This window comes from Rothia halotolerans (genome assembly GCF_004136635.1).
In the GTDB taxonomy this organism is placed as follows: Bacteria; Actinomycetota; Actinomycetes; order Actinomycetales; family Micrococcaceae; genus Rothia; species Rothia halotolerans.
Window position 1 is genome coordinate 519,437 of record NZ_NOIU01000002.1, and the last position, 16,947, is coordinate 536,383.

Annotated in this window: 17 protein-coding genes; 5 read left to right on the plus strand and 12 right to left on the minus strand. The window is 68.5% G+C overall.

The window, feature by feature from the left end; translation table 11 throughout:
* The first annotated feature begins 86 nt into the window (after positions 1-86).
* Complete coding sequence (locus EWV39_RS07330) at positions 87-593, plus strand: GNAT family N-acetyltransferase (protein WP_129658229.1); 507 nt, start codon at positions 87-89, stop codon at positions 591-593.
* Between the two features lie 130 nt (positions 594-723).
* Here EWV39_RS07330 and EWV39_RS07335 read toward each other — a convergent pair whose 3' ends face one another.
* Positions 724-1,500 (minus strand): SOS response-associated peptidase, encoded by a 777-nt coding sequence (locus EWV39_RS07335; protein ID WP_129658231.1) that lies wholly within the window; start codon positions 1,498-1,500, stop codon positions 724-726.
* Positions 1,482-2,174 (minus strand): lipoate--protein ligase family protein, encoded by a 693-nt coding sequence (locus EWV39_RS07340; RefSeq protein WP_129658233.1) that lies wholly within the window; start codon positions 2,172-2,174, stop codon positions 1,482-1,484. Before EWV39_RS07340 ends, EWV39_RS07335 begins: the two co-directional genes overlap by 19 nt.
* 199 nt (positions 2,175-2,373) lie before the next feature.
* Here EWV39_RS07340 and EWV39_RS07345 point away from each other — a divergent pair, with 199 nt between their 5' ends.
* Entirely contained in the window at positions 2,374-3,879 is a 1,506-nt protein-coding gene (locus tag EWV39_RS07345) for a SulP family inorganic anion transporter (RefSeq protein WP_129658235.1), read from the plus strand.
* Between the two features lie 39 nt (positions 3,880-3,918).
* Here EWV39_RS07345 and EWV39_RS07350 read toward each other — a convergent pair whose 3' ends face one another.
* Entirely contained in the window at positions 3,919-4,554 is a 636-nt protein-coding gene (locus EWV39_RS07350) for an SRPBCC domain-containing protein (protein WP_129658237.1), read from the minus strand.
* A 115-nt stretch (positions 4,555-4,669) separates the two neighbouring features.
* Positions 4,670-5,368, minus strand: coding sequence for a TetR family transcriptional regulator (locus EWV39_RS07355; protein WP_129658239.1), 699 nt, complete (start codon positions 5,366-5,368; stop codon positions 4,670-4,672).
* A 245-nt stretch (positions 5,369-5,613) separates the two neighbouring features.
* On the opposite strand from EWV39_RS07355, the gene EWV39_RS07360 reads away from it, so the two are divergent.
* The 3 genes from EWV39_RS07360 to EWV39_RS07370 are packed head-to-tail and all read left to right on the plus strand — an operon-like array spanning position 5,614 to position 8,683.
* A complete protein-coding gene (locus EWV39_RS07360) occupies positions 5,614-5,913 on the plus strand; it encodes an acyl carrier protein (protein WP_129658241.1) in 300 nt (99 codons plus the stop codon).
* 16 nt (positions 5,914-5,929) lie between these two features.
* Positions 5,930-7,117 (plus strand): aminotransferase class I/II-fold pyridoxal phosphate-dependent enzyme, encoded by a 1,188-nt coding sequence (locus EWV39_RS07365; protein WP_129658243.1) that lies wholly within the window; start codon positions 5,930-5,932, stop codon positions 7,115-7,117.
* Between the two features lie 36 nt (positions 7,118-7,153).
* Entirely contained in the window at positions 7,154-8,683 is a 1,530-nt protein-coding gene (locus EWV39_RS07370) for an MFS transporter (RefSeq protein WP_165313206.1), read from the plus strand.
* A gap of 125 nt (positions 8,684-8,808) precedes the next feature.
* On the opposite strand, the gene EWV39_RS13805 is transcribed toward EWV39_RS07370, so the two are convergent.
* The 8 genes from EWV39_RS13805 to EWV39_RS07410 form a co-directional block, all read right to left on the minus strand.
* Positions 8,809-9,066, minus strand: a complete 258-nt coding sequence (locus EWV39_RS13805) for a CGNR zinc finger domain-containing protein (RefSeq protein WP_165313208.1) — start codon at positions 9,064-9,066, stop codon at positions 8,809-8,811.
* Positions 9,067-9,390: 324 nt separating this feature from the next.
* Positions 9,391-10,323, minus strand: coding sequence for a ketopantoate reductase family protein (locus EWV39_RS07380; protein ID WP_129658248.1), 933 nt, complete (start codon positions 10,321-10,323; stop codon positions 9,391-9,393).
* Between the two features lie 351 nt (positions 10,324-10,674).
* Positions 10,675-11,649, minus strand: a complete 975-nt coding sequence (gene nrdF / locus EWV39_RS07385; RefSeq protein WP_129659181.1) for a class 1b ribonucleoside-diphosphate reductase subunit beta — start codon at positions 11,647-11,649, stop codon at positions 10,675-10,677.
* Positions 11,650-11,767: 118 nt separating this feature from the next.
* The gene (gene nrdE, locus EWV39_RS07390) at positions 11,768-13,867 is read right to left on the minus strand and encodes a class 1b ribonucleoside-diphosphate reductase subunit alpha (protein WP_129659185.1); all 2,100 of its coding nucleotides are present in this window, start codon (positions 13,865-13,867) and stop codon (positions 11,768-11,770) included.
* 50 nt (positions 13,868-13,917) lie between these two features.
* Positions 13,918-14,382, minus strand: coding sequence for a class Ib ribonucleoside-diphosphate reductase assembly flavoprotein NrdI (gene nrdI, locus EWV39_RS07395; RefSeq protein WP_238148160.1), 465 nt, complete (start codon positions 14,380-14,382; stop codon positions 13,918-13,920).
* A 69-nt stretch (positions 14,383-14,451) separates the two neighbouring features.
* Positions 14,452-14,688, minus strand: coding sequence for a glutaredoxin-like protein NrdH (gene nrdH / locus EWV39_RS07400; RefSeq protein WP_129658250.1), 237 nt, complete (start codon positions 14,686-14,688; stop codon positions 14,452-14,454).
* Positions 14,689-14,968: 280 nt separating this feature from the next.
* Positions 14,969-16,054, minus strand: a complete 1,086-nt coding sequence (locus EWV39_RS07405; RefSeq protein ID WP_129658252.1) for an App1 family protein — start codon at positions 16,052-16,054, stop codon at positions 14,969-14,971.
* Positions 16,055-16,219: 165 nt separating this feature from the next.
* Positions 16,220-16,942, minus strand: a complete 723-nt coding sequence (locus EWV39_RS07410) for an urease accessory protein UreD (protein WP_129658254.1) — start codon at positions 16,940-16,942, stop codon at positions 16,220-16,222.
* Between the last annotated feature and the right edge of the window lie 5 nt (positions 16,943-16,947).

Below are 16,947 nucleotides of genomic sequence, written 5' to 3' on the forward strand. Positions count from 1 at the left end.
TCGACCTTTTCGGGGGGACCGCCGGTAGAATGGCAGAGGTAGTGCCCGTCATCGCCCGCAAGGCTGTCACGTCGTAGGAGGTCCCCATGAGCGGAAAGATCACCCTGATCGGAAAGACATGGGCGAACACCCATCCCTTGACCATCGTCTCCCGAGCCGTGTCCGAGCAGGACGCCGAGGGCCTGGCCAAGCTGTTCTTCATGTCCTACGACGACGGCTCCGTCAACAGTCAGGCGGAGGCCCGGGAGATCATCCAGCAGCTCTTCGAGGGCGAGTTCGGCTCCCTCATCCCGGACGCCTCCCAGGTCATCTCGGACGAGAACGGCCGGCTCATCGCCGCGATCCTGGTCCTGGAGTCCCGCCGCGGCGACGGCCTGCCCCAGTCTCCCTACATCTTCGAACTGTTCACCGCGGCCTCCAGGCGCCGCGAGGGCATGGCGGAGCAGCTGCTGCGGCTGGCCATCGACCGCCTGCACCACGGCGGCTACGAGGACGTCGCGCTGCGCATCGACGAGGACAACTCCGCCGCGCTGGCCCTCTACCTCACGCTCGACTTCAACCGCTGGTTCCCGGACTCCGACGACGTCTTCTAGCGGCTCGCAGCCGAGCCGGCTGGGCGGTGTCCCCACTCGGGCGCCCGGCCCTGCCGAGCCGTCCTCCGGGTCCCCGCTGGACAGATGAGGGACAGGCCTCGGCACGCCGGCCCCGCCTCGCCGAGGCCGGCTACAGCAGCGTGCCCGCCGGCTCGATGAGCTCGGGGCCGTTGCGGGAGACCTTGCCCACCTCGGGGCCGACCTCGCGCAGCTCCCAGGTCGCGGCGACGTCGTAGGCTCCCGTCCTGACCTCCTCGACCGCGGCGGCGGGGCTCTCGGAGGCGCGCAGCCAGCGGGAAAGGGCGTCGTCGTCATCGCCGGTGAAGGCCAGCGGGATCGGCAGGCGGTCGTGCAGGCGGGAGAGCTCCGAGAGCGTGGCGGCGCCGTGCTCCGCCAGCTCCGCCTCGCGCTCGCTCGGGGAGTCCATGGTGAGGATCGTCGTCGAGAGCAGCCAGCCGCCCTGCTCGGGGCCCGCCGGGATCCGCCACCACTCGTAGAGGCCCGCGAAGTAGATGTTCTGCGCCTCGTCCGCGGGGTGGACGTAGAAGGGGGTCTTGGCCGGGCGGCCGCTCCCCTGCTCCGGGGCCTTGAGCCACTCGTAGTAGCCGGTGGCGGGGACCGCGCAGTGCTGGGCCTTCACGGCGTGGCGGAAGGTCGGCTTCTCGAGCACCGTCTCGCTGCGGGCGTTGAAGGCGCGGGAGGAGAAGGACTCGTCCTTGGCCCAGCGCGGCAGCAGCCCCCAGCGCGCGCTGTGCAGCTCGCGGCGCCAGCCGCCGTCCGCGGCGTGGTCCACCAGCACGGGGACCGTCTGGGTCGGGGCCACGTTGTAGTTGGCCAGGTCCTCCTCGAGCTCGACGCCGCCCAGCAGGTCCCCCGCCATCCTGGCGATCACGTACCGTCCGCACATGGGGCCTCCCACCTCTCGTACTCGGCGAGGACCGCGTCCTCGACGTCCTCCGGGCGGACCTCGGGGACCGCCTGATCGACGGCGCCCACGGTCGCCGGGTCGAGCTCCAGCCCGAGGTGCGCGTACGCCCGGGCGAGGACCTCGGCGAGCGGCTCCCGCCCGGCGACCACCACGGCCGCAGAGAACCACCATCCGCCGGCGACGACGCGCTGCGCCGTCCCCACCAGCTTAGTCCTGGAGCCGTCCGGCAGGCGCGCGTGGACGCTGAACTCCCCGGGGCAGTACTCGGCCGGGATCTCGCCGACGGCGGCGTCGACGCCGAGGCCGGCGAGGGCGCGGGCATAGAGGGCGCCGAACTCGGCGTAGCGGGCGCGGTTCCCGCTGGTGGCGTCCGGCTCCGGCTGCAGGTGGTCGACCACGAGGCACTGCCGGTGATAGGCGGCGGCCCGGCCCCCCACCCGGCGCACGATCGGCGTGAACCCGGCCTCCTGGGCCGCGGCGGCGGCCGCGGGGAAGCCGGGGCTGAGCTCGTCCCGTCGGCCGAAGGCGACCGTGGGCGCGGGCCGGCTGATCCGCAGCAGCGGCTCCTCCTCGCCGGCGGCGATGCGGCGCAGGCGCGCGAGCAGGTCCTCGCCGGCCCGCCCGGGCCGCGTCGTCGCGCGCTCGATCAGCATGCGCCCCCTCCTTCCCCGACGTCCGGTCGCCCGGTCTCGCATGGCGCCGGTGCGTCCGGTCTCTTCCTGAACCCGATGCGTCCGGGCCGGTTCTCGATGGTCCATGGATCAGCGTAGTACCGCGCGCGGGTTTGGCGCGCGCGGACCCCGGGTATCTAATGGAGGGGTTCTCTCCCGCCCGTCCGACCCGAGGTGATCCGTGCCCAGCAGCGCCCCGACGCTCACTCCGCTCCAGCGCCGATCGGTGCTCACGACCCTGCGCAGCCCCCGCCGGACCGGCGTCGAGCTGCTGGCGGGCCTGGTCACGGCGCTGGCCCTCATCCCGGAGGCGACGGCGTTCGCGATCGTCACGGGCCTGGACCCGCGGATGGGGCTGTTCGGCGCCGTCATCGTCGCCCTGATCACCTCCGTCCTCGGCGGGCGGCCGGCGATGATCTCGGCGGCGGCGGGCTCGGTGGCGCTTGTCGCCGCCCCGCTGGTGCTCAGCCACGGCGTGCAGTACTACCTGGCGGCGGTGATCCTCTCGGGGGCCTTCCAGGTCCTGCTCGCCGCGGTGGGGGCGGCGCGGCTGATGCGCTTCATCCCGCGCTCGGTGATGAAGGGCTTCGTCAACGCGCTGGCGATCCTGATCTTCACCTCGCAGCTGCCGGAGCTGCTCGGCGTCCCGTGGATGGTCTATCCGCTGGTCGCGCTGGGCCTGGCCATCGTGTTCCTGTTCCCGCGGCTCACCACGGCGATCCCCGCGCCGCTGGTCGCCATCGTGGTGGTCACCCTCGTGGCGGTGCTGGCCGGCGCACGGGTCCCCACGGTCGGCGACCGCGGCGAGCTGCCGGACTCCCTGCCGCTGCCGGCCCTGCCCGACGTGCCGCTCAGCCTGGACATGCTCGCGGTGATCGCGCCGTACGCGCTGGCCATGGCGCTGGTCGGGCTGGTCGAGTCGCTGCTGACGGCGAAGCTCGTCGACGACCTGACGGACACCCACTCGAACAAGACCCGCGAGTCCTGGGCCCTGGGGATCGCGAACGCCGTCGCGGGCCTGTTCGGCTGCATGGGCGGCTGCGCGATGATCGGGCAGACGATGATCAACGTCAAGGCCGGCGGGGGCCGGACCCGCATCTCGGGGGTGGCGGCGGGGCTCTTCGTGCTGCTGCTGGCGGTGACGCTGAACGACGTCGTCGCCGTGATCCCCATGGCCGCCCTGGTGGCCGTCATGGTTTACATCGCCTGGACGACCTTCGACTGGCGCTCGATCGGGCTCACGGCCCTGCGCCGCATCCCCCGCTCCGAGAACCTCATCATGGTGGTGACGGTCCTCGTCACGGTGCTCACCGACAACCTCGCGCTGGGCGTGGTCATCGGCACCGTCGGGGCGATGATCGCCTTCGCCCGGCGGGTCGCGGGCTTCCTGGCCGTGGAGCGCACCCTGGAGCACGACGACGCCGGCCGGCCCGCCCTCGCCCGGTACCGGGTGCGCGGCGAGCTGTTCTTCGCCTCCTCGAACGACCTCTACTACCGCTTCGACTACGCCGGGGACCCGCCCCGGGTGGTCATCGACTTCCGCGACTCGCACGTCTGGGACGCCTCCACGGTCGCGGCGCTCGACTCGGTGCTGGACAAGTACGCCCGCGGCGGGCACGACGTCGAGGTCACGGGGCTCAACGAGGCCTCCGAGGCCATGTTCCGGCGGATGTCCGGGACGCTGTAGGGCGGGTTGCCGCGGGCGTGGCGACACCCGCGGCGGGTCTCAGCCGGCCTGCTCCTCCCCACGGTAGAAGGAGGCGGTGCGCCGGGCGGCGGCGCGGGCCTCGCCCTCCCCCGCTCCCGCCTCGCGGTGCGCGCTCTCCCACGCGGCGGCGGAGGAGTCGATGAACTCGCGGCCCTCCTCCGTCTGGTGGATCTGCGCCATCCGGCCGGGCTCGGCCCGCGGGTCGCCCCGGAGGAAGAGCGCCAGGCTGGCCAGCGCGCCGTCCCAGCCCACGCCCGTGGCGGCGGGGCCGAAGGCGCGCCAGTGCTCGTTGTCCGGGAGGGTGTGGCGCAGCGTCAGCGTGGTGCCGGACTGCCCCTCGGTCAGCACGACAGCCAGCTCGCTCTCGGACTCGCCCTTCTCGTCCCAGGTAAGCGCCAGGTGACGGGGCTTCTCGCAGGCTCGGATCGAACCCTCCAGGCCGTTCTCGGCGAGCCGGTAGCCGCCCCCGCTGCGCAGCTCGCCCTCGACGGTGCCGAACCAGCGGCTCAGGTGCTCGGGGTCGGTCAGGGCCCGCCAGAGGTCGTCGGCCGGCTCCCCGAAGGTCTTCTCCAGCACGACGACGTGCGCGTGCTCCTTGTCCGCGACGTGCCGCTCGACGTCGTCCAGCTGGTCGGTGATCCGCATCTCAGTCATGCTTCGTGTCTACAGGAGCTGCGGGGCGGGTGCAAGGACGGGTGCTTCGTCTGTGGAGAGCAGGCGGATGCGGCGAGACGTTCTGCTCTCGGCCGGCTCCTATGCCGCGGCGGGCTCAGCGGGATTCCGCCGCGGACGCCGATGCAGGCTCTCCGTCCCTGGCATCGAGGTAGTCCTGTGCGTGCCGCCGGCCGACGGCGAGGAGCCCGGCGGGGTCGGGCACCTGCAGGGAGCCGAGGAGCTGAAGCCACGCCTGCTCCACTCGGTGGGCCAGCCGGTCGAGGGCGTCGAGCCGGTCGGCGAGCTGATAGGTGCCGTACAGCACGGAGATCATCATCCATGCCTCATCCTCGAGGGAGACGGCTTCCGGCAGCTCCCCTGCTTCCTGCGCCCGGCCCAGCTGGCGCTTCACGAGAGCCATCCATGCCGTGCACGGCTGGGAGCCTCCCCCGTCGGGGGCCGAGCGGTCTCCTTCCAAGGCCATGGCGGCTCGGAAGATCGACATGTTCCTCTCGTCGGCGATGACGATGAAGACGATGGCGACCAGGGCCTCGAGCCCGGAGATCCCTCGCTGCTCCAGACGGCCGATGCACTCGGTGAGCAGCTCCTCCTGGCGGGAGAGGACCGCCCGGGCGATGTCCGCCTTCGCCGGGAAGTGGTACGTGATGAAGTTCGGGGTGCTCTTGCCCAGCGCCTTGAGGATGCCGGTGTGGGACGTGCCGCCGTAGCCGTGGCGGGCGAACTCTCCGGCGGCGGCCCTGACGATGAGGTCGCGCGTCGCGGAGGAACGCGACTGAGGGGTCCGCGTCGGCATCCGACCCTCCTCGCCTGCCTGTCGATCTTCGGGGCGGGTCTCAGTCTACCCGCGTGGCTTGCACCGACCGCCCAGAGGGCTTCCATAAGGCCAGCGCTGCGGAGCTGACGTTCGTAGCCTGCGGAATCGACGTTGTGACAAATTATTAGATGCCCATCTAATTTAATGTTAGGCTTCCTCACATCCTGGCCGGGACGGTGCACCGGAGACCGCCCCTCCGCCCGTACAGAGAAAGAGCTGTATCCATGTCCTCCACGATTGTCACTGAAGACCATCTGCGATCTATCGTCTTCGAGATCCTCGACGATGCTTTCGGGGTAGAGAGTCCCGATCTCAAAACCACGCTCGAAGACATCGGCGTCGATTCGCTGGGGCTGATCGAGCTCATCGCTGAGATCGAGACCCGCATCAACTCGCCGGAGGAACTCGAGGGCAAGCTGGCCGGCCTTGATCGCACCGGGACGTTGGGAGCACTCATTGAGCGCCTCCATGGAGCCGTCAATGCTCTGCCCCCTCCGCCCAGCTCATCTCCGAGGGAACGTTGACAAGAAAGTACGACTCATGACTGACATCCTTCTCGAGAGCCCCATCGCGGATGACTTTGCAGGGTGGCAAGCCGAAGGCGTCTCCCCGTTCTTTCCCACCGTGGGCTCCCACGCCGGTAACCGTGTGCGCATGAATAGCCGTGACGGCGTGCTGATGTTCGGATCCTGCGATTATCTCGGGTTATCTCAGCATCCTGCCGTCGCCGAGGCATCGATCAGGGCAATCCGGCAGTTCGGCACCAACACCTACGGAGCACAGGCCCTGTGCGGACGCACGGTCCTCCACGAAGGTGTCGAGGAACATCTCGCCCGTCTGCATGCCAAGGACGCAGCACTCCTGTTCCCCTCCGGCATGTCGGCCAACCTCGCAGTGCTGACCAGCCTGGCCGGCCCGGAAGACACCGTCATCAACGACCGTCTCAACCACATCTCGATCTTCATGGGCGCGAGGCTCTCCGGCGCGAAGATCCGCACCTACCAGCACAATGACATGCGCCGCTTGGAGGCGATCCTGTCCTCATCGACGGACAAACGGCGCCGCATCATCGTCACCGACGGCCTGTTCTCCGCCGACGGGGACCTCGCGCCCCTCGATGAAATCATCGTGTTGGCCCAACGATACGACGCCATGGTCGTCGTCGATGAGGCCCACTCCTTCGGGTGCTTGGGCCCGCGGGGTCTAGGGGCTGCTGATCATCACGGCGCTCTGGATAAGGTCGACGTCATCGTGGGCACCATGAGCAAAGCCGTCGGAAGCACCGGCGGATTCGTCGTCACGAACAATCAGATCCACCTCGCGCTGCGGACGACGGCTCCTTCTTACACGAGTTCACGCGGAGCATCTCCCGCCGTAGCTGGAGCCGCCCTGAAAGCGCTCGAGATCATCGAACACGACGGCCTTGCCCTCCGCACCAGACTGGGCGAGAACGTCGAGTACATCTCCTCCGGGTTGAGGTCTGAGGGCATCGACCTCGCCAATACCTCCAGCCAGATCCTCCCTGTCATGATCGGATCCGAAGACACCACCATCCGGGTAGCCCACCGACTCATCGAATACGGAGTCTTCACCGCGGCCTTCACCTTCCCCAACGTTCCGAAGGGCCAGGCTCGTCTCAGAGTCGGCGTCACCGCCACGCATACCCCGGCTGAGTGCGATGAGCTCATCGACAAGCTGCTCCTGGTACGGAAGGAATACCCCTTCTAAATGTCCGAGAAGACCCACCCAGGCTCTGACGTCCCCATGTCCACACGACCTGCGGACGGTAGTCGCCCACTCCGCACCGGATGGATCCTGGCGGCCATCGCCACCGCCTACCTCGTCGTGATGATGGACTACTCGATCATCAACGTCGCCCTCCAGACCATCCAGGAGGACTTCGGCGCCTCGAACGCCCAGCTGCAGTGGATGGTCAGCGGGTACGAGATCTTCTACGCCGCGCTGCTGCTCCCCGCCGGATTCCTCGCCGACCGGTACGGGCGCAACCGCGTCCTGATCATCGGCCTCCTCATCTTCCTCATCGGATCAGGCCTGATGGCCACCGCCGCATCGGCCGGCCAGATCGTCTCCTGGCGCGTCCTGATGGGCATCGGGGGCGCTGTAGTCCCGGCCACCACGCTCGCGATCATCAAGGACGTCTTCCCGGCAGGGCGGCAGGCCCGGGCGATGGGCGTGTGGTCGGCCGTTGGCGGCGCATCCGTCGCAGTGGGCCCTGTTCTCGGCGGCCTCCTCGTCCAGTACTTCCCCTGGTGGAGCATCTTCCTCATCAACGTGCCGATCGTCGCCGCGTGCCTCCTTGTCGTCGCCAAGGTCACGCCCGAGTCCAAGACCCCTGCCGGCGGTCGGCTCGACGTCGTCGGCATCCTCCTGTCCGCGGCGGCCGTCGGCGCCCTGACCTTCGGCCTCATCCGCGGCGGGGAGACCGCCCGGTGGACGGCGTGGGACACGGCCGGGGCGATCGCCCTCGGACTGGCCCTCCTCGTGGTCCTTGTCCTCGTCGAACGGCGCCGGATCGCTCCGATGCTCGACGTCGGCCTGCTGCGTCACCGCGCTTTCGCCACCGGCACCATGTCGATCTCCCTGGCCTACTTCGCGCTGACCGGTGGGACGTTCCTGCTCGTGTTCTACGTCCAGCTCGTCCGCGGCCAATCACCGCTCGAGCTGGGCCTGTCCATGCTGCCGGTCGCCCTCGGTGCGATCCTGGGATCACTCATCGCCGAATGGCTCATGCGGGCTCTCGGAGCACGGCTGACCGTCAGCCTGGCGATGCTCGTCCTCGCCCTTGGTTTCGGGATGTTCGGCGTCTCCGACGCCGGCACTCACCAAGTCTGGATCGAGGTCGCCTTCGGCGCCGCGGGGCTGGGCATGGGCATCACCATGGGCACGACGACGCCGCTGACGATGAGCGAGATCGACGACGCGCGCGCCGGGGCCGCCGCCGGCCTGACCAACACCATCCGCGGAGTCACCTCCATCATCGGGGTCGCGGTCCTCGGCGCCGTATATTCCCTGCAGTACCAGGCGCGGATCGCGCCCGCCCTCGATGCGACCGAGGCCGAGTTGCCGATGAGCGCCGATCAGTCTCTGTCGCAGACACTCACCGCATTGAGGGGCGCCGATGGCATCGAGCCCGGCACTATGGCAAGGCTCCTCAGCGAAGCCGAGACGGCCTTCGTGGATTCGTTCCATGCGGGGATCTGGGTCGCCGTCGGGGTTCTTGCTCTCGGCCTGCTGCTCGGATTGTTTCTCCTGCCCAGGAAGCACCGAGCCTAGAGACGCTCAGCGGGGGGATATGCCCGCTGTCCTGCCGAGCGCGAGTACCGAGGGAAAGAGGGCCGATGGTGGGAGGGGCGTTAAGCACGTCCGGTCCGCGCAGCCTCGGCAAGACGACGCGGAACTCAGGCCCCGCGGGCTCGGTACGCCCGTACGCGCTCGCGGGTCTGACAGCGGGCGGAGCAGTAGTGCTTGGTGCGCGTCGGCGAACGGTCGACCAGCACGTCGGCGCACGCTGAGGACTCGCAGATGCCCAAACGAACCTGCGGCGCCTGTCCTACGTAGTCGACCAGAGACGCTGTCAGCACCGCGAGCATCAGCCGTTCCGGGCAGTCGGTCGCCCACTCCAGGCGGATCGCCTCGTCGCCGGCGCTCAGATGCACCCTCAGCCCCGCGTCGGCGAGGGCCGCGTTGAGACGCTCTGCGGCAGAGCCCGGCCACGCGTCCGTGAACACAAGGTAGACGAGGTCGCACGCCTCGGCAACCGCGGGATCGTCGGGCTCTCCGATCTCTGAGGGCCATATCGACCGCAGGGTCCGGCGAGGTCCCGAGTCTCGTGCCGGATACCCTTCCCACGGTCGCGTTGAGACCTCTTGAGGCACGGTGGCCCATTCGTTGATGAACTCAACGACGGTCTGGACTGGCATCTGGGGCACACGCAGCGGCATGTCCCCCAGAATAGACACTCTGGCCACTGACGCACCTCATCATCGAGCTCGTACTCGTACTCGTGCTTCGCGCGGAGCCATGGCCGCGTAGATCGTATCCAGCACGGGGGTGGGCACGCCGAGTCGTTGGGATCGGTGCACGACCGCGCCGACCTGATCCTCGAGTTCGGAGGGGCGACCCGCCAGGAGGTCCCGGTGCATCGAGGAGGTCGTCTCCGGGGCGAAGCCCGAGAGGTACACCTGGAGGACCTCATCGAAATCCTCCGGAGTCAGCTGCACCCCTTCGACGGCGGCGACGGCGAAGACCTCCCGCATGGCCGCGGAGACCAGCCCTCGCGTGCGCACATCCGCCCGGGTCTGCCCGACGGGAGCGTCGACGACGGCGCCTACGCCGCCATAGGAGCAGATCAGTGCGAACTTCTTCCAGAGAGCGGCGGTGATGTCATCGGTCCACGTCGTAGCGGCGCCCGCCGCGCAGAGCGCCTCAGTGAGCCTCCTCGCCGATGACGCGGTCCGGCCGGCGGGGCTGCCCATCGTCAAGGAGACTTCGGGGCCGATCAGGCGGACGTCCAGAGGCCCGACCCGATTCGCGATGACGACCACGGTGCTGGCGAAGACCTGCCCGTCCCGAAGGTACTCTCCAGCGGAGTTCGGGGCGTCGATGCCGTTCTGTGTCGTCAGGACCGGTGCCTCCGGCGGTAGCACCGCGGAGAGGTCCCGGGCGGCTTCGGCGACCTGCCACGCCTTCGTCGCGATGATCGCGGTGTCCGCCCTCACCCCCACGAGGGAATCGATAACCTGCACTCCGCTCACTTCTTCGGCGCTTTCGCCGCCGAGGACCCTGAGAGGCTCGGTGCGACTGCGCTCGACCGCCGTGCCCCGTGCTTTGAGGATGACCTCCTCACCGGCCTGGGCAAGACGGGCCGCGAAATACAGGCCGAGGCTTCCTGCTCCGTATATGAGGGTGCTCATCGTCGTACCCCACCGGAGCAAACATTGCGGCGGGAACTGCGGGCCTGGGGAGAGCGGGGCATCGAGGCGTCCTTGTCTCGTAGATGAGGCATGTAACGCTCATCATGCCATATTCCCGTTACAGAGGTAAGGAACTGCCTCTGGTGGTCGTTGCAGGACTACGGTTTCCACGTTGTCTCACCGATGTCGAGACGGCCGGACCGATGGGGGCGCAGAGAGGGGCTTCGGACAGATGCCCCGACCGCCTGTGCAGGCTGCCCAGAGGAGCAACGGGAAAGGCCCGGACCCGCAGCACGCTGCGGGTCCGGGCCTCCCATCAGCCCTTGCGGGCCTCGAACAAGCTCTGGGGTCTCAGAAGTCCCAGTCCTCATCCTCCGTGTTCACGGCCTTGCCGATCACGTAGGACGACCCCGACCCCGAGAAGAAGTCGTGGTTCTCGTCCGCGTTCGGGGAGAGCGCGGAGAGGATCGCCGGGGAGACGTCGGTGACCGAGGAAGGGAACATCGCCTCGTAGCCCAGGTTCATCAGCGCCTTGTTGGCGTTGTAGTGCAGGAACTTCTTGACGTCCTCGGAGAGGCCGACGCCGTCGTACAGCGAGTGGGTGTAGGCGACCTCGTTCTCGTAGAGCTCGAAGAGCAGCTCGAAGGTGTAGTCCTTGAGCTCCTGGCGGCGCTCCTCGGTCTCCTGCTCCAGGGCCCGCTGGTACTTGTACCCGATGTAGTAGCCGTGGACGGCCTCGTCGCGGATGATGAGCCGGATCAGGTCCGCGGTGTTGGTCAGCTTGGCGTGCGAGGACCAGTGCATGGGCAGGTAGAAGCCCGAGTAGAACAGGAAGGACTCGAGCAGCGTCGAGGCGACCTTCTTCTTCTGGGGATCGTCGCCCTGGTAGTAGTCCATGACGATGTTGGCCTTCTTCTGCAGGTGCTCGTTCTCGCGCGACCAGCGGAAGACCTCGTCGATCTCCTTGGTGGAGCACAGCGTGGAGAAGATCGAGGAGTAGGACTTCGCGTGCACCGACTCCATGAAGGCAATGTTGGTGTACACGGCCTCCTCGTGCTGCGTCTGGGCGTCCGGCAGCAGCGAGACAGCGCCGACGGTCCCCTGGATGGTGTCCAGCAGGGTCAGCCCCGTGAACACGCGCATGGTCAGCTGCTTCTCCTCCTCGCTCAGCGTCGACCAGGACTGGACGTCGTTGGAGAGCGGGACCTTCTCGGGCAGCCAGAAGTTGCCGGTCAGCCGGTCCCAGACCTCCAGGTCCTTCTCATCCGGGATGCGGTTCCAGTTGATGGCCTCGACGTGGTGCAGCAGTTCGACCTTCTCGCTCATCATGGCGTGCTCGAGCTCCTTCGAAAGATATGGGAATTTCTTCAGTGTAGACGGACGACGTCGCCGGCCCGGCCTCGGGAAGGGCCGGGCCGACGACGTCGGGAGGGGCCGCAGGGGCCTAGAGCATGCAGGACACGCAGCCCTCGACCTCGGTGCCCTCCAGCGCGAGCTGGCGCAGGCGGACGTAGTAGATCGTCTTGATGCCCTTGCGCCACGCGTAGATCTGCGCCTTGTTGATGTCGCGGGTCGTGGCGGTGTCGCGGAAGAACAGGGTCAGCGAGAGGCCCTGGTCCACGTGCTGGGTCGCGGCGGCGTAGGTGTCGATGACCTTCTCGTAGCCGATCTCGTACGCGTCCTGGTAGTACTCGAGGTTCTCGTTGGTCAGGTACGGCGCCGGGTAGTACACGCGGCCGAGCTTGCCCTCCTTGCGGATCTCGATCTTCGAGGCGATCGGGTGGATCGAGGAGGTCGAGCCGTTGATGTAGGAGATCGATCCGGTCGGCGGCACGGCCTGCAGGTTCTGGTTGTACATCCCGTGCTCCTGCACGGCGGCCCTGAGCTCCTCCCAGTCCTGCTGGGTGGGGATGTGGACGTCGGCGAACAGCTCGCGCACCCGCTCGGTGGCCGGCTCCCACGCCCGCTGGGTGTACTTGTCGAAGAACTCCCCGCTGGCGTAGGCCGAGCGCTCGAAGCCGGCGAAGCTCTCCCCGCGCTCCCGGGCGATGATGTTGGAGGCCCGGATGGCGTGGTAGGTGACCGTGTAGAAGTAGACGTTCGTGAAGTCGATCCCCTCCTCCGAGCCGTAGAGCACCCGCTCGCGGGCCAGGTAGCCGTGGAGGTTCATCTGCCCCAGGCCGATCGCGTGGGACATGTTGTTGCCCCGCTCGATCGAGGGCACCGACTCGATGTCCGACATGTCGGAGACCGCGGTGAGGCCGCGGATGGAGGTCTCGATGGTCTTGCCGAAGTCGGGCGAGTCCATCGTCAGGGCGATGTTCAGCGAGCCGAGGTTGCAGGAGATGTCCTTGCCCACGGTCCGGTACTCCAGGCCCAGCTCGTACTCGGAGGGCTCGGAGACCTGGAGGATCTCGGAGCACAGGTTGGACATGATGATCTTGCCGTCGATCGGGTTGGCCCGGTTCACGGTGTCCTCGAACATCACGTACGGGTAGCCGGACTCGAACTGGATCTCCGCGATGGTCTGGAAGAACTCGCGCGCGTTGATCTTGGTCTTGGTGATCCGCGCGTCGTCGACCATCTCGTAGTACTTCTCGGTGACGTTGACGTCGGAGAAGGGCATCCCGTAGACATTCTCGACGTCGTACGGGCTGAAGAGGTACATGTCCTCGTTGCGCTTGGCCAGCTCGAAGGTGATGTCCGGGATGACGACGCCGAGCGAGAGGGTCTTGATGCGGATCTTCTCGTCCGCGTTCTCCCGCTTGGTGTCCAGGAACCGGTGGATGTCCGGGTGGTGGGCGTGCAGGTAGACCGCGCCGGCGCCCTGGCGCGCGCCGAGCTGGTTGGCGTAGGAGAAGGAGTCCTCCAGCAGCTTCATCACGGGGATGACGCCGGAGGACTGGTTCTCGATCTTCTTGATCGGCGCGCCGGACTCGCGGAGGTTGGTCAGCGCGAAGGCGACGCCGCCGCCGCGCTTGGACAGCTGCAGCGCCGAGTTGATGGAGCGCCCGATGGACTCCATGTTGTCCTCGATGCGCAGCAGGAAGCAGGAGACCAGCTCGCCGCGCTGCTTCTTGCCGGCGTTGAGGAAGGTGGGCGTGGCCGGCTGGAAGCGCCCGGAGATGATCTCCTCGACCAGCTCGGTGGCGAGCTTCTCGTCCCCCCGGGCGAGGTTCAGCGCGACCATCAGGACGCGGTCCTCGAAGCGCTCCAGGTAGCGCTGGCCGTCGAAGGTCTTCAGCGTGTAGGAGGTGTAGAACTTGAAGGCGCCCAGGAAGGTCGGGAAGCGGAACTTCTTGGAGTACGCCAGCTTGGACAGGGACTTGATGAAGTCCATGCTGTACTGCTCCAGCACCTCGGCCTCGTAGTACTGGTTCTCCACCAGGTACTCGAGCTTCTCCTCCAGGTCGTGGAAGAAGACGGTGTTGTTGTTCACGTGCTGCAGGAAGTACTGACGGGCCGCCTGGCGGTCGGCGTCGAACTGGATCATCCCGTTCGCGTCGTACAGGTTGAGCATGGCGTTGAGCTCGTGGTAGCCCATCCCCTTGTACTTCTCGGGGATCTTCTTCTCCGCGGGGCCGTTCTCCGCTGTCAGGCCGGGTGTCGCGAGTTTCGTGTCCACAGCTCTCTCAGTCCTTCGTTGACGCGGGCGACGTCGTCGGACGTCCCCATCAGCTCGAATTTGTACAGGACGGGGACCTCGCACTTCACGGCGATCTTGTCGGCCGCGATGCAGTAGAGGTCACCGAAGTTGGTGTTTCCCGCGCCCATCACCCCCAGCATGAGCTCCCGGTTGCGCGGGATGCGCAGGAACTTCATGACCTGGGGCGGCACGGCGCCGCCGGAGCGGGGCCTGCCGTAGGTGGGGACGCAGAGGACGAAGGGACGGTCCATCACGGGAGCGTCCTCGCCCGTACGCAGGGGAAGCCGGACCGATGCGGCCTCGAGCTTCTGCACGAATTTATGGGTGTTGCCGGAGACGGATGAGAAGTACGCCACCAGAGGGCGCTCCGTCCCGGTGTCCGTGTCCCGCTTCCCCTCCAGTGCGGTATCCACGATCTTCCTCCTCGACGAGGATGGTTCCGCGGGTCCGTCCCGGCTCGGGGCGGGCCCGCGGGGTATGGCTCAGGAGACCAGGGCGGCGTCCAGCTCCGCGATCTTGTCCGGGCGGAAGCCGGACCAGTGATCGGTCTCCGTGACGACCACCGGAGCCTGCATGTAGCCGAGGTCCTTGATGCGCTCGAGCGCCTGGGCGTCCTCGGTCACGTCCACGACGTCGTAGGCGACGCCGCGCTTGTCGAGGGCGCGGTAGGTCGCGTTGCACTGGACGCATGCGGGCTTGGTGTACACGGTCACAGACATGGTGGCTCCTTGCGATGAGATGCTCTGCTGCCCTGCGCGGGCACTGCCGGGGAAGTCGGGTTTAATACTACATCTTGTGTTGGGGCCTGCAAGGCTACCCAAGATGCTGTGGAGCCGGCCGAAACAGTTATCCCCAGCCTGTGCAAATCACATCGCTGTCATTGTAGCCCGTGATGACGCGGCGGACAGTTTCCGCGACTCGCTTTTCCCCCGCTCGGTCCACAGGGAAGTTATTTTTCCCGGTGTGGCGGACGTGGCGAACGCCCCTTCCGGCGGACCGCTAGATGAGGTCCGCCTCGCGCAGCTTGTCGGACAGCGTGGCGCCGTCGTTGGCCTCCATCCAGAGGCTGCCGGCGGCGACCTGCTTGGCCCGGTCGTCGCCCCACACGCGCCCCGACGCCAGCACCGACTCCCCCACGCTGAGGTTGCGGATGATGATGGCCGCGACGTGCTCCGGGTAGCGCAGCGCGAAGCCGTTGTAGATGTCCGGGTCCCGCTGGCCGTCGTCGCCGATCAGGATCCAGCGGACGTCGGGGAACTCGCGGACCAGGCGGCGCAGCGAGTCCACCTTGTGCGCCGCGCCCGAGCGGAACCAGCGCGTGCGGGTCGGGCCCCAGTCGGTCAGCAGCAGCGTCCCGTCCGGGTAGGCGTTGCGGGAGAGGAAGCGGCGCAGGGCCGGGGCGACGTTCCAGGCGCCGGTGGACAGGTACATGACCGGGGCGCGCGGGTGGGCGCGGTGCAGCCGCTCCATGAGCACCGCCATGCCCGGCGTCGGCATCCGGGCGTGCTCGCTGATCACGAAGGAGTTCCAGGCGGCCAGCAGCGGGCGGGGCAGGGCCGTGACCATCACCGTGTCGTCGACGTCGCACACGATGCCGATGCGCTGGCCGTCCGGCACCACGTAGACGCTGGAGACCACCTCCTCGGAGGCTCCCGTACGCATCCTCACCTCGTGCTCCCCCGGCTCCAGCTCGATCTCCAGCCGGCTGTCCAGCACGCCGCCCCGGTCCGTCGTGACGGTGAAGGCTCGGCCGCCGATGCTCACCACGACCTCGGCCTGGGAGATCGGCACCGAGGTGAAGGAGCGCCAGCCGCGGGCGGGGCTGGCGGCGCGCTGGTCCCCCGCGAGCGACTCGGTGAGGTGGGAGAAGAGCATGGTCTTGTACAGCGCCCGGCCGAGCACCCGGACCCACCGGGTGGTGCCGTACCCCACGAAGGGGACGATCACCGGCTCGTTGCCGGCGCGGATGGCCGTGCTCTCCCGGTAGTCGTGGATCCGGTCGGCCACCTTGAAGGCCATGTTGACCGCCTCCGTGCTCACCGAAGGTGCGTTTCTTCTGCCGCGAGGGAGCCGGGACTTCGCCATGGCCCCAGTTTGTCACAGCCGGGCCGACTCCTCGGCCGGACGTGCCGGGGGGCCGAGGTTCGGAGGGCCGGCGCACGGACACGGGGATCAGAGGCGCTGGGGAGGATGAGACGGGGGTGAGGAACTGAACTGGGGGCGACGCCGCAGGAGCCGGGGAGCGGCGGCTCACTGCCCCAGCGCCGCGCGCCGCCAGGCCGGCAGAACCTCTGCGAGGGCCGCGCGTCCCTCGTGGTGCCGTCCGCCCAGCCAGCGGAAGACAGCGCCGGGGGCGGCGAGGGAGAGCGTCGTGGAGCCGGCCGGCGGCGTGCCGGGCACGGCGGGCGGCCGGTAGCCGAGTGCCAGGGCGGAGGCCATCACCCGGTGCCCGGCTAGCACCGCCGGCGAGCGTCGGAGCGAGCCTCCGGTGCGCAGGTCCTCGACGAGCAGCGGCGCGCCCGCGAGCGAGACCTGCACCAGGCTGCGGAGCGAGGAACCTTCCTCACCCGCGCGCCCCAGGACCAGGGTCTCGGAGATCAGGGCGCGGGCGCCCTCGGCCAGCTCCGTCCGGAGGCACCGGGTCAGGGCGGAGCCCCGCGCCGCGATGCAGGGTGCGCCGTCCCAGGTCAGGCGGGCGCCCTCCGCGAGCTCGACGTCGCACTCCCACCGGGAGGGCTCGCCGGCCGAGTCGTAGGCGACCAGGGCCGCCGGCTCCACCAGCTCGAGCCGCGCGCCCGGGCGCAGGCGGATGCGGATCCGCAGCTCGTCCCCGCTCAGCAGCGTCATCTGGCGGCCGATCAGCGCGACGCGGGCGAGGTCGCCCTCCGGGGGGAGGGGCCGGGCGGCCAGGAAGTCGCCGGGGACGAGCCGGGCGATGCGCGGGCGTCCCCGCGGCCCGGCGTCGACCTCCACGACGG

Excerpts from the sequence above, each read along its gene's own strand:
- EWV39_RS07330 (WP_129658229.1), top strand. The coding sequence starts at position 87 with ATGAGCGGAAAGATCACCCTGATCGGAAAGACATGGGCGAACACCCAT.
- EWV39_RS07335 (WP_129658231.1), bottom strand. The coding sequence starts at position 1,500 with ATGTGCGGACGGTACGTGATCGCCAGGATGGCGGGGGACCTGCTGGGC.
- EWV39_RS07340 (WP_129658233.1), bottom strand. The coding sequence starts at position 2,174 with ATGCTGATCGAGCGCGCGACGACGCGGCCCGGGCGGGCCGGCGAGGAC.
- EWV39_RS07350 (WP_129658237.1), bottom strand. The coding sequence starts at position 4,554 with ATGACTGAGATGCGGATCACCGACCAGCTGGACGACGTCGAGCGGCAC.
- EWV39_RS07355 (WP_129658239.1), bottom strand. The coding sequence starts at position 5,368 with ATGCCGACGCGGACCCCTCAGTCGCGTTCCTCCGCGACGCGCGACCTC.
- EWV39_RS07360 (WP_129658241.1), top strand. The coding sequence starts at position 5,614 with ATGTCCTCCACGATTGTCACTGAAGACCATCTGCGATCTATCGTCTTC.
- EWV39_RS07365 (WP_129658243.1), top strand. The coding sequence starts at position 5,930 with ATGACTGACATCCTTCTCGAGAGCCCCATCGCGGATGACTTTGCAGGG.
- EWV39_RS07370 (WP_165313206.1), top strand. The coding sequence starts at position 7,154 with ATGTCCACACGACCTGCGGACGGTAGTCGCCCACTCCGCACCGGATGG.
- EWV39_RS07380 (WP_129658248.1), bottom strand. The coding sequence starts at position 10,323 with ATGAGCACCCTCATATACGGAGCAGGAAGCCTCGGCCTGTATTTCGCG.
- nrdF (WP_129659181.1), bottom strand. The coding sequence starts at position 11,649 with ATGAGCGAGAAGGTCGAACTGCTGCACCACGTCGAGGCCATCAACTGG.
- nrdE (WP_129659185.1), bottom strand. The coding sequence starts at position 13,867 with ATGGGCTACCACGAGCTCAACGCCATGCTCAACCTGTACGACGCGAAC.
- nrdH (WP_129658250.1), bottom strand. The coding sequence starts at position 14,688 with ATGTCTGTGACCGTGTACACCAAGCCCGCATGCGTCCAGTGCAACGCG.
- EWV39_RS07405 (WP_129658252.1), bottom strand. The coding sequence starts at position 16,054 with ATGGCGAAGTCCCGGCTCCCTCGCGGCAGAAGAAACGCACCTTCGGTG.